We start from the raw sequence: 11,886 nt of genomic DNA on the forward strand, positions 1-11,886 counted from the left end.
TAAACGCTAGAATCTGATGGATAAATTAGCCCCAAAGCTTCTTCTGGACGGGATAGAACCGTACTCCAAGCCTTGCCCGTTGCCGTTGTTGTAGCTGGACTCTGGGTCAATGTTAGGCAGGTTGCTGTACAGGATAAACAGGTTTCTTCCCACAAAAGAGATAGAGGCCGCCTGAATAGGCAATCTGCCGAACAAGGTTTTAGGAAGGGTGTACCCGATGGTCAATTCCCGGAGTTTGGCATAGGTCGCATCATAGATAAACGGCTCCGGTGAGTTAGACAGGAACTGAGCCCAGTAACTCTGCGGATTCACAAAAGTGGTGTTGGGCTGATAGTTAGGAGCCTCCGCGGTGCCTACGTTCACTACCCCTTTGCCTACGTAACCGCCGGTGGGCGTCCAAGCAGCGGGACTTGCGCCAGCGGCTAATCTGGCTTCTTCTGAGGCATACCAGCCCGCACGGCCTTCCAGGGTATTTTCTGAGGTACCATTGGTATGGGCAATGGCACTGCTCATGGAGTATATATCGGCCCCTGATTTAATGTCTACCAGAGCACTCAGTCTGAAACCTTTATAGGTCAGCACATTAGTGATCCCCGAAGTCCAGTCATAGGTTCCTTTGCCTAATACCTCCTGCTCGGTACCGAACACGGGCAAACCGGCGGCATTGTGCACCACATTTCCGTTCGGGTCGCGCATCAGTTTCTTTCCTACAATAGTCCCGAAAGTCTGCCCTTCCTGGGCCATGATGGCGGCCCCGGCCCAACGGGCATTGGCCAGGGTGTACTCTTTTACCTGCTCATGCAGTTTCACCACCTGGTTCACGTTGCGGGCATAGTTTACCATCACATCCCAAGAGAAAGCAGGGGTAGAAACCACCCCGCCTTTCAGCATCAGTTCCACGCCTTTGTTCGTGATTTCCCCGGCATTGATGATAGCGGTGTTGTACCCACTGGTAGCCGGGATGATCAAAGGAAGGATCTGATCGGTGGTTTTCTTGCTGTAGTAGGTTAAATCCAGTTGCACTCTGTTCTCCAGGAACCGGAGATCGGTCCCGAATTCATAAGTGAAGGTGCGGGTGGGTTTCAGCTCCAGGTTAGGAACGCTGGTATTGGAGATCTCGCCCAGCGGTTTGCCTAAGAGGGAGAAGTTCTTCAAACCGTAGGTTAAGCTTAACTGGTAAGGATCTGTGTCACCACCCACTTGGGCCGCGGAAGCCCGCAGTTTCCCGAAGGAAAGAATAGGGCTTCTATCCATTAGGTTCGTGAACACGAAACTTCCGGAAACCGATGGGTAGAAGTAGGAGTTATTGCCTTTGCTCAAGGTAGAGGACCAGTCGTTCCGGGCGGTCACATCAATGAAATAGGTGTCTTTGTAACCGGTTTGGACGGTTCCGTACAACGAGTTGATCTGTTTCCGGAACAAGCCATAGTCGTTGCTCTGAGTTGTGAAGTTGGTGATGGCCTGGATGCCTTCCAGCACGATGCCAGAACCAGTGCTCATCTGGTTTTCGGCGCGGCGGTGCATGATGTTACCCCCCGCAAACGCCGTCACATAGAAGTCATCGGTGAACTGTTTATCAAACTTCAGGAGCGCCTCGTAGTTTTTCTCTGCCACGTGGTTGGATTGCTCCTGCAGGGCACCGGTTTCCCAGAGCGGGGTTCCTTTCGGCGAGAAGTTGGTGTAGCGGAAATTATAGAAATCGGTACCGCCCCGCAGCTGCAGCCCCAGCCAGCTGGTGAAATCATAGTTCATTTGCAGATAACCAATCACCCGGTTGCGTCTGGAGTCATTGGACATCTCATTGGTAGACCAGTAAGGGTTGATGCGGTAAGTGTTCCCGTTCCAATCCTGGTAGCGGCCGAACTCATCTTTGTAGCCTTCAGCAAGCCAGCGTTGGTCAAAGTTAGGGGCAATCCCGATGATGGCCAGACCCACGTTGTTGGGGTTGTCTGACAAAGCCGGTCTATTATCTACTTTTTCAGTGATGTAGTTCACCTTTCCGTTGATGGTTATTTTGGACCCCAACTTCATGGTGCTGTTGATGAGGAAGGTGTTGCGGGCCATGCCCGTCTTGGGCACGATGTCTTTGTTGTGCATGTCAGAAACGGAGACCCGCACCGAGGCATTTTCATTTCCGCCGGTGAAAGCCAGCGTATTGGTGAAGGTGGACCCCGTCCGGAAGAAGCTCAGGATATTGTCGTTGACCAAAGCATAGGGCTTGGTTTCCCCGTTGTAGATCTGCAGGCTCAGGTTTGGATCCAACTGAGGGCCCCACGCCGATTGAGTATTGTTGGCATTGTTCTCCAGGGGCAGGATGCCGTCCCGGCCCTGTCCGTACACCTTCTGGTAGTCATCAAACCTAGATAATACCCTTTCAGCGGTATAATTGCCGGTATACTCTACGCCTATTCCTTTTTGGTTAGCCCCCGTTTTGGTAGTGATCATGATGACGCCGTTGGAAGCCCGTGAGCCATACAAGGCTGCCGCAGCCCCGCCCTTCAACACCGATACAGATTCAATATCGTCTGGATTAAGGCTGGATAATCCGTCACCCAGGTCATAACCGCCCCACTGCCCGGCACCACCGGCGGTGGTGTTGTCCATGGGTACGCCGTCAATGATGTACAAGGGTTGGTTGTTGCCGCTCAGTTCTGAGTTTCCCCTGATGATGACTCTGGAAGACCCCGATGGCCCGGCGGTGGGAGTAGAGATGTCCACCCCGGCCACTTTGCCCGAGAGGGAGTTGATGACGTTGATTTCTTTGGCGGTAGCCAGTTCGCTGCCTCCTACCTGCGCAATGGAGTACCCAAGAGCCTTCGCCTCTCTTTTTATCCCCAAGGCCGTCACCACTACTTCAGACAGAGCCGTGACATCTGGCACCAACGTAACGGTGATATTGGCTTGGCTGCCCACTATCACCTCCTGCGGAATATACCCGATAAAGGAAAACACCAGCACACTGCCCGGTGCGGCCGGTAGGCTGAATCGGCCACTGGCATCGGTGGCGGTGGCGGTAGAGGTCCCTTTTAGCAGGACCGTAGCCCCCGGAATAGGGGAGTTATCTTCGGAAGACACCAACTGGCCAGTGATGACGTTTGTTTGTGCCTCCGCCCGATAAAAGACAACAGTCAGCATCATAAGAAGGACTGTTATACATTTCTTAGGAAAAGTAAACGTTTCATTCATACTTATAGAGTTTTACAAGATGGGAATGGGGGTGAGAAAAGAAACTACTATGTTTCTAAGATAATTTAAAAAGATGCCATTAGGAAGGAAATGGCAGAATACATTTTCACCGCTCTACTCCGCAATCAGAATAGAACCAAACCAAGAATATCTTTGAAAGAAGTTTAGGTAAACCGAGGAAAGGATAGGAATTCAGCAATCACCTCACTTGGTTTATTCTACCAAGTACTTGTTTGAATACATCAGGTTATCTGCCTTTACCTGAATAAGATACATGCCCTGAGAAAGCCTGGGAAGCTCTACCCTGCTCTGCCGCTGCTTATTCTTGAAGGTCTTGTCATACACCTTCACGCCCTTCATGTCCCTGATGTCAATCTTCACTTTGTTTGTAGCCGCGGGAAAAGCCAGGTACCCAATGGCGGGCTGTTTTGTAGGGTTTGGGTATAAATGCACCCGAATCGGTTCTGTGCCCTGCTGGGTTGAACCGGTGACCTTCTTCAACGCCTGATGAATGGTACTGAGCAAGGAATAGCTACCGGTAGCATCCTGCGCCAGTTGCCAGATCATGATTCCGCCGTACTGCTGCTCTGCTACGTATTCTGCTTTGGCCCTGATGGTAGGGATGCCGTTGTAATAGATGGTGTTTCCTACCTGATCCAGGTTTTCTGAACCCGGGTAGCGCTTGATGATTTCGCCAAAGCCTATGCCTTCGTTGAAATCTGCCCCGAAACCATAGCCATAGAAAGGAACTCCCAAAACGGCTTTCTCTTTCGGGAGCCCACGGCCCACCCAATGATCAAGACACGCCTTGGCAAACTCAAAGGAAGAATGCTGCCCCGGACGATTGGGCGCCCAAGGTCCGGTTTCGTCATAGGCCATGATGTTGATAAAATCAAAATACTGGAAGGTGTCACTGGACACGGCATCGCCGCCGTTGGTATGCGCCAACGCCGCCGTCACCAATTTGCCCTGTGGCTTGAGGGCGGCGGAAAGATCTGCAATGAACTTACCGTAGTCACTGTTGATGGAAGCCCCTTCCAGGTCAACATCTATTCCGTCTAAATTATGTGCGGTGAGGTAGGCCGCGATCTTACGCACAAAATCTGCCCGCTTGGCATCACTGATCAAGTCAAAGTAAACTGCATACAGAGTAGGGTTGGAGGAAATCAACCCGCCCCCTATGGATACCAGTACTTTCACCTGCTGGGCATGTGCCAACTGGATCAAGGTGTTGTTGGCCGGCGTGAAGCTCAGATTACCGGCGGCATCTGTGTTCTCAAAGGCAATATTGATGTGGGTTAGTTTGTCATAGGCGATGCTTCTGGCCATGGCATTATAGTCCAACCAATTAGGCAGGTACGCCACCACTTTGTTTTGTGCCTTCACCTGCCACGCCAAAAGAAAGAAAAAGACAAACAGCCTCAATGCTTTAGGTAAATTTTCCATCTGCTGTTTATCTTATAAGGTTAGGGGAAGTAGTAGCTAAAGCTACGGTTTTCTAGCTTACTATAAAGACAAATATTTCCCTGAACAATAGAAAGAGGCAGCACGCTAGCAAGGCCCTCATTTGATGCAAGGGCTTCCTACTTGTGCCATTGATTTTGGGCTTATTTCGTAAAATCAAACCAAAAACAGTAGCGTAAGAAAATAGGCCTTCTTAGGAGTGCAGAAGAAATGGGAGTTAGCCGAACAGCTGAAAGCTGGCTATTATTCTTCAGCTAGGTTTTATTTGGAGAACAAAGATGACTTTGGTTTTCTAACGCACTATCTTGACTAAGTGACTACAGATTTGGTTGTTGGTAATAACACCAACAACGGCTATAACAAGGTTGCCTCAAGGATAATCGCATTGTCCATCACTTCAACCTTGAAAGCTTTCCAAACTACTTTAGGATTACTATCTGTATCAATCCAAGTTGCCCCATCTATTTCTTTAAAGGAGTCTTTGAAGAAGTGGTAACGTTTAAGAAAAACGGCATCATCAGAGTAAAAACTTACTTTTTTACATATATTATCTTTATTAAAATCATACAAAACTACCCCTTTATATTTACTTACACCACTAAGTGCTCCATTCTCATTAATATTATCAGCTAATATTAAATCGTCTTCATAAACCTTAATGGTGAAATCATTTAATAATTCATAAGGGTGACTACCTAATGTTTTTACATTAGAAAGGACCTCATTTTTGGTTGAACCTAAATACAGCTTTGACCTTATACTAGACAATGGTGAAGTTCCTACAATAGGCATCCCGGTTTTACTAGAATGATTATCTGGAATAAGTCGGGTGTTCTGTGAAAACAAATCACCAGAACTAATTATCAATAGGAATAATGCAAATATTAAGTATTTACTATTCATCAAGTTATAATTTTTCCAAATTTAGACAGTAAACTAGTTTTAGTAAAATTCTATAAACCAAAAGAGCCCGGAAACTTACGTTTCCGGGCTCTTTTTATAAAATCAAGCATTAAACAAACCTAGTTCATCAGCTTCTTGTAACGGATACGCTTCGGCTCTACATCGCCCAGGCGTTTCTTTTTGGCTTCTTCGTAGTCTGAGAAGTTTCCTTCAAACCACACTACCTGCGAGTCGCCTTCAAAGGCCAGAATGTGCGTGGAGATTCTATCCAAGAACCAACGGTCGTGGGAGATGACCACGGCGCAACCAGCGAAGTTCTCCAGCGCGTCTTCCAGGGCCCGGATGGCGTTTACGTCCAGGTCGTTGGTAGGCTCATCCAGAAGGAGCAGGTTGGCGCCTTGCTTCAGGGTCATAGCCAGGTGCACGCGGTTACGCTCTCCCCCGGACAGCACGCCTACTTTCTTCTCCTGGTCACCACCAGTGAAGTTGAACTTACTCACGTAGGCGCGGGCGTTCACCTGCCGACCGGCCAACAGCATGGTCTCGGTACCACCGGAGATGGTCTCAAACACAGACTTGTTCGGGTCCAGGCTTTCGTGCTGCTGGTCTACGTAGGCAGTTTCCACGGTGGGTCCTACGGTGATGTTACCCGCATCGGCGGCTTCGCGGCCAGTGATGAGGCGGAACAAGGTAGACTTACCCGCACCGTTCGGCCCGATGATGCCCACGATACCAGCGGGTGGCAAGTTGAACGTGAGGTCTTCAAACAGCAGCTTGTCTCCAAAGGCTTTGCTCAGCCCTTCGGTTTCAATCACCACGTTCCCCAAACGCGGACCGTCTGGGATAAAGAGCTCCAGTTTTTGCTCTTTCTCTTTGGCTTCCTCAGAGGCCATTTTCTCGTAGTTGCCTAAACGGGCTTTGGACTTGGCCTGACGGGCTTTCGGGCTCATGCGGGCCCACTCCAACTCGCGTTGCAGGGTCTTCTGGCGCTTGCTTTCGGTTTTCTCTTCTTTGGCCAAACGCTCGGCTTTCTGCTCCAGCCAGCTGGTGTAGTTCCCTTTCCAAGGAATACCTTCGCCGCGGTCCAGTTCCAGAATCCAGCCGGCTACTTTGTCCAGGAAGTAGCGGTCGTGGGTAACGGCAATCACAGTGCCTTTGTATTGCTGCAAGTGCTGCTCCAGCCACAGCACAGACTCAGCGTCCAGGTGGTTGGTTGGCTCATCTAATAACAAGACATCGGGCTCCTGCAAAAGCAGGCGGCAAAGCGCTACGCGGCGTTTCTCGCCGCCGGACAGGTTGCCAATCACGGCTTCGCCCGGAGGGGTGCGCAGGGCGTCCATGGCGCGCTCCAGTTTGCTGTCCAGGTCCCAGGCGCCCAGGTGATCCAGGCGCTCCTGCACCTCGCCCTGGCGGGTCATCAGTTTGTCAAAGTCGGCGTTCTCATCGGCGAAGGCTTCGTTGATCTCGTCGTACTCCTTTAAGAGCGCCACGGTCTCGGCTACGCCTTCCCGCACAATCTCCATCACGGTTTTGGCGGGGTCCAACTGCGGCTCCTGCTCCAGGTACCCCACGGAGTAACCCGGCGAGAAAGCCACCTCGCCCTGAAACTGCTTGTCTACGCCGGCAATCACTTTCAAAAGGGAAGATTTACCAGAGCCGTTGAGACCCAACACGCCAATTTTGGCGCCGTAGAAGAAAGAGAGGTAGATGTTCTTGAGAACTTGTTTCTGCGGCGGGTAAATTTTATTCACCCCCGCCATGGAGAAGATGATGGTTTCGTTGCTCATGAATAGTATTTAGATTCTGGTGCGTTAACGGCAGAAGCGTTTTGGCGGCATTTTGGTAAAAATAGCCCCTAAACGAAACCCATAACCTTGTTCTCCAAAACTCAGTATGAAAACAAGCGTCAGGTTGCGGTTATTTTCTGCCAATGGGTACAAATATCGTAAATTTTGGCACGGCCGAGTTATGAAAATTGGCGTTTATTCATAAACTTGTACCAAAATAGACTTTAATTTTTTCAGTTAATATCCAGTTGATGGAAACCAAAGATTTGTCTGAGGAGGCCCATAAGTACGGCTACATTGAGGGTAACCAAGTGTGGTTGAAGCCATTTATGCATTTTCCTGCGCGCCAGGTTGGCGAGGTGAAGGAGGTCCCCGAAGAATCATTGTACTACTTCGCAAACCGTTTCGAGAACTTCAAACAGAAGGTGGAAAGCCTGCTGGAGAAGATTGCCACCTCTGAGAACAAGGGGTCTTTTCTCATGAAGGTGCTGCACCTGAAGGAACAGATTGAGAAGTATGATGCCATCGGGGATTTTGAGTCTTTGCACCAGCGCCTCTCGGCCGCCGAGGAAGAGATAAAGGAAGCCATTGCCAAGAACCGCGACAAGAACCTGGCCACCAAGATCACGCTCATTCAACAGGCCGAGGCCCTGCAAACCAGCATTGACTGGCAGGAAACCACTGACAAGCTGAAGGAACTGCGCCAGAACTGGATCAAGACCGGACCGGTAGACAAAGCCCTCACCGATGAATTGGAGGAGCGCTTCAAAACGGCCGTGGAGGTGTTCTTCACCCGCAAGAAAGAATTCTTCCAGGACAAAAAGGACATGCTCTCCCGCACGGTAGACAAGTACAAGGCGCTCATTGCGCAGTCTGAGTCGGTGAAGAACTCTGAGGAGTGGGAAGAAACCAGCAAGAAGCTCAAAGACCTGCAAAACCAGTGGAAGGAGATTGGCGGCACCCTGCCCCGCAAGATGTCCAATGACCTTTGGAACAGTTTCAGAGCGGCCAACAACCACTTCTTTGAGCGCCTCAAAAAGCACATCAACAGCCAGAAGACCGAGTCTAAGGACAAGTACCTGGAAGACAACCTGGAGAAAAAACGTTCTCTCGTAGCTCAAGCCGAGGCCCTCTTAGACGAGCCTGTGCAACAAGCGGTACCTAAAGCCAAGGAACTGCAAGCCGCCTGGAAAAAAATAGGGCCGGTGAAGCAGGAGGAGTCTGACATTGTATGGGAAAGCTTCCTGGTCGCCTGCGACAAGATATTTGAACTGAGTAGCCTGGAGCATTTCATGCGCAAGCGTCCTTTGCCAGAAGGCAAGAACTCTGAGAATGACCAGCTGCACGCCCGCATCAACGCCCTGCGTGATTTCATCAAGTATGACAAACAGGAGCTGGAGGTGCTGGAAACTAACCTGGGTCGGTTAAATCCAAATCCGGGGAACGAGGCTTTCCGCTCTATGCTGGAGGGGAAAATCAAGAACTTCAACCGGAAAATCCGGACAAAAAACGAATTGATTGAGCTTTTGCGCAAAAAGTCTGGCGTACAAAGCAACAAAATTGCCTAACTCATTCGTAAGCCGTTAGAAATAGTCCTAAATTCTAACGGCTTACCTATGAAAAAATACTTTCTACTACTTTTCCTATCTCTTCCTTTCTTATCTCAAGCCCAGAACATCAAAGGTCCGTACCTGGGGCTCACCACGCAGTTCCAGAACACCTGGATCATCAATGATGAGCAGTACGAGGATGTAAACTACAAACACCGCTTTACCACCAAATGGGCGCCGTTTGGTGCGGTAGTTGGCTACAAATTCAACGAGAACCACAACCTACAGGCCGAGATCTACCGCTCGCACCAAGGCGAGAAATTTGACCTAATAGACAATGCCGGGAACAAAGCCGGCGAGAAGGACATAGACCTGGTTTATTGGAATATTCCGCTGCTTTTCAAATACACCACTGCCGGTACGGTGCGCTTCAATTTCCAGGTGGGCCCGCAGTTGGGCATCCTGCAGAAAGGCACGGAAAAAAACACCTTTTCCCGCACGGCCTCTTACACTGTTAAAGACCGCTCCTTTTCTGTACCGCAAGGAAATTACCTTTTGGCCAGTACCGAAAAAGGTGAAGGCAGCAACTCATCGGTGGGTGAGTTCAACAAATATGACCTGGGCATTCTGTTGGGCCTAGGCGCCGAATACAGCCTGAACGACAACCTTATTTTAACCGCCAATCTGCGCTACGGCTACAACTTCGTGAACATCCGGAAGGAAGAGCACATTGAAGACCTCAACCGCGACACCGACTATTATGTGCTGCGCCAGAACATGGTAGCCGGCCTGCAGATTGGCATTAATTACCTCTTCAACACCGGCGACGGCACCAGCAGCGCCCGCCACGAGTAAAAAACCACGCTCCGGCTAAACATTTTATAAAATTGGCCGTTGTGTTTTAGCATTGCAGCGCTTCGCGATAAGAAGAAATATTTGAATTGTCAATCAAAATCTTATTTTTGCAGCCCTGTTACCTCTGCAACTTGTTTGTATAGCTATACTTTAAAAGCGAATTTATTATGTATTGGACACTTGAACTTGCCTCTTACTTGGAAGATGCGCCTTGGCCAGCTACCAAAGATGAATTAATTGACTATTCTATCCGCTCCGGCGCCCCTATGGAAGTGGTAGAGAACTTGCAGGCTTTGGAAGACGATGGTCAACCTTACGAGAGCATTGAAGAAGTTTGGCCGGATTATCCTACCAAAGAGGACTTCATGTTCAACGAAGACGAGTACTAATCTTCAATTAAGGATTAAAAATTAAGAATTGAGAATTGCTCCACGGTGTTCTGATTCCTAATTCTTAATTCAAGGTTCTTAATTACTTTGAGCGTCTTAGAAATAAAAGAACTGGTTGCGGGATACGACGAGCGCGTACTTCTCCGCAACCTTTCTTTTTTTGTACCAGAACCGGCATTCGTGGCCATCATCGGCCACAACGGCAGCGGCAAATCCACGCTCCTGAAGACCCTTACCGGACAGGTCCCTTACCAAGGACAGATTCTGGTGCAGGGCAAACCTCTGGCTAAGCGCGCCGGCGCCATTGCCCGTTCCCTCTCCTATTTGCCGCAGAAAAACCAGGTATCCTTTCCCATTAAAGTGCGTGAGTTGGTGGTCATGGGTCTGTTCCGGCAGAAGCGCCTGTTGGACCATTACACCTCCGCTGACTACGGCCGCGCCGAGGCTATGCTGGACCGCCTGCATATCTCCCACCTAAGCCAACGCACCTTCACAGATCTATCCGGGGGAGAGCAACAATTGGTCTGGCTCGCACAACTCATGCTGCAGGACGCGCCCATCGCTTTGCTGGATGAGCCCACCCAGCAACTGGACGTTTACCACAAGAAAAGAGTTTTTGATTTGATGGACGCCTGGGTGCGGGAAGAACAGAAAACGGTGCTTTGCATCACCCATGACCTGTTGAATCTGCTGCCCATGGAAGGTTATCTGCTCAACATCTCCCAACCCTCTCCTACCCTAGAAAAGATTTCTCCCGAGACCGTCCTTGCCCAGCAGCGTTTTTTGGAGGAGAAAGCCACTTCAGCCGTCCAGCGCTAGCTTCTTAATCCCATAGCTTGGAAGGGATCAGTCAACTGCCCTGTTTTCTATTACTTTTCTGAAAAACACACCAGAAAAGGAAACCACCTCGGCTGTCATCGTCCCGCTTCCTGCAACAGGAAAGCCTCGGCTAAGACCAGGTCTTCGGGCGTGGTGAGTTTGATGTTGCGGAAACTGCCTTCTACTAGTTCTATCTTGTGCCCGAAACGCTCCACCACGGAGGCATCATCGGTGAAGAGGGGGATTTCCGGTTGGGCGTAGGCGCGGCGCAGCAAGGGTAGCCTGAAGCATTGTGGCGTCTGCACCAAACGGTAGGCGGTACGGTCCACGGCTTTGGAGTTGCCGCCCCGCACTCTTCTGATAGAATCTTTCAGGGTTACAGCTACCACAGCGGTTCCGTTCTGGGCGGCTGTGGTGTAAGCGGCGTCTAGAATGGCATTGTCAATAAAAGGACGCACACCGTCGTGCACCGCCACCACGCCGTCTTCTTCGGCGGCCAGCGCCTCTAAGCCATTTTTCACCGACTGGAACCGACTGCTGCCTCCGGTTACAATCTGGTGCTTCATGGTGAACTGGTGATCTGCGCAGAGGCTGCGCCAGGTAGGGATCTCGGCTTCCGGCAGTACCAGCACCAGCGGCATGTCAGGGTCAAAGGCATGGAACCGCCGAAGCGTATGCATGAGCACCGGCTCGCCGGCAATGGGCAGGAACTGCTTGGGCATGGCCGCCTGCATTCTGGAGCCAGAGCCACCGGCCACAATGATCGCGTACTTCTTTACATCAGGTGAAAGCATGGTGGCCGCAAGATACGCAATCAAACGGGGCAAGGCCAGTTCCGTTTAGGAGCTGTTTCTGGAAAATCAGCCTCTAAACGACATTGGGCCATCTGGCCAGTATCCGCTTTCGGGAGCAATGACACACGGCCCAATCTCT

Annotated in this window: 9 protein-coding genes; 4 read left to right on the top strand and 5 right to left on the bottom strand. The window is 50.4% G+C overall.

Features of this window, described 5'->3' with window-relative positions:
- Positions 1–6 precede the first annotated feature (6 nt).
- The 4 genes from FOA19_RS05315 to ettA all read right to left on the bottom strand — a co-directional run bounded on the left by FOA19_RS05315 (position 7) and on the right by ettA (position 7,340).
- A complete protein-coding gene (locus tag FOA19_RS05315; protein WP_223808745.1) occupies positions 7–3,138 on the bottom strand; it encodes a SusC/RagA family TonB-linked outer membrane protein in 3,132 nt (1,043 codons plus the stop codon).
- Positions 3,139–3,399: 261 nt separating this feature from the next.
- Positions 3,400–4,632, bottom strand: a complete 1,233-nt coding sequence (locus FOA19_RS05320; RefSeq protein ID WP_149089725.1) for a glycosyl hydrolase family 18 protein — start codon at positions 4,630–4,632, stop codon at positions 3,400–3,402.
- A gap of 372 nt (positions 4,633–5,004) precedes the next feature.
- A complete protein-coding gene (locus FOA19_RS05325) occupies positions 5,005–5,553 on the bottom strand; it encodes a hypothetical protein (RefSeq protein WP_149089726.1) in 549 nt (182 codons plus the stop codon).
- Between the two features lie 119 nt (positions 5,554–5,672).
- Complete coding sequence (gene ettA, locus FOA19_RS05330) at positions 5,673–7,340, bottom strand: energy-dependent translational throttle protein EttA (protein WP_149089727.1); 1,668 nt, start codon at positions 7,338–7,340, stop codon at positions 5,673–5,675.
- A 251-nt stretch (positions 7,341–7,591) separates the two neighbouring features.
- On the opposite strand from ettA, the gene FOA19_RS05335 reads away from it, so the two are divergent.
- From FOA19_RS05335 to FOA19_RS05350, 4 genes are all read left to right on the top strand, one after another.
- Positions 7,592–8,908, top strand: coding sequence for a DUF349 domain-containing protein (locus tag FOA19_RS05335; protein ID WP_149089728.1), 1,317 nt, complete (start codon positions 7,592–7,594; stop codon positions 8,906–8,908).
- Positions 8,909–8,956: 48 nt separating this feature from the next.
- Positions 8,957–9,745, top strand: a complete 789-nt coding sequence (locus tag FOA19_RS05340; RefSeq protein WP_149089729.1) for a porin family protein — start codon at positions 8,957–8,959, stop codon at positions 9,743–9,745.
- A 167-nt stretch (positions 9,746–9,912) separates the two neighbouring features.
- On the top strand, positions 9,913–10,134 hold the full coding sequence (locus FOA19_RS05345) for a DUF2795 domain-containing protein (protein WP_022821757.1): 222 nt from the start codon (positions 9,913–9,915) through the stop codon (positions 10,132–10,134).
- Between the two features lie 87 nt (positions 10,135–10,221).
- Complete coding sequence (locus FOA19_RS05350) at positions 10,222–10,953, top strand: ABC transporter ATP-binding protein (RefSeq protein WP_149089730.1); 732 nt, start codon at positions 10,222–10,224, stop codon at positions 10,951–10,953.
- Positions 10,954–11,048: 95 nt separating this feature from the next.
- Here FOA19_RS05350 and FOA19_RS05355 read toward each other — a convergent pair whose 3' ends face one another.
- Positions 11,049–11,780, bottom strand: coding sequence for a 2-C-methyl-D-erythritol 4-phosphate cytidylyltransferase (locus tag FOA19_RS05355; protein WP_317132018.1), 732 nt, complete (start codon positions 11,778–11,780; stop codon positions 11,049–11,051).
- Positions 11,781–11,886 lie beyond the last annotated feature (106 nt).

The organism is Rufibacter hautae, assembly GCF_008271695.1.
GTDB lineage: Bacteria > Bacteroidota > Bacteroidia > Cytophagales > Hymenobacteraceae > Nibribacter > Nibribacter hautae.

Coding starts and splice junctions, on each gene's coding strand:
- FOA19_RS05315 (WP_223808745.1), bottom strand. CDS start 3,138: ATGATGCTGACTGTTGTCTTTTATCGGGCGGAGGCACAAACAAACGTC.
- FOA19_RS05320 (WP_149089725.1), bottom strand. CDS start 4,632: ATGGAAAATTTACCTAAAGCATTGAGGCTGTTTGTCTTTTTCTTTCTT.
- FOA19_RS05325 (WP_149089726.1), bottom strand. CDS start 5,553: ATGAATAGTAAATACTTAATATTTGCATTATTCCTATTGATAATTAGT.
- ettA (WP_149089727.1), bottom strand. CDS start 7,340: ATGAGCAACGAAACCATCATCTTCTCCATGGCGGGGGTGAATAAAATT.
- FOA19_RS05335 (WP_149089728.1), top strand. CDS start 7,592: ATGGAAACCAAAGATTTGTCTGAGGAGGCCCATAAGTACGGCTACATT.
- FOA19_RS05340 (WP_149089729.1), top strand. CDS start 8,957: ATGAAAAAATACTTTCTACTACTTTTCCTATCTCTTCCTTTCTTATCT.
- FOA19_RS05345 (WP_022821757.1), top strand. CDS start 9,913: ATGTATTGGACACTTGAACTTGCCTCTTACTTGGAAGATGCGCCTTGG.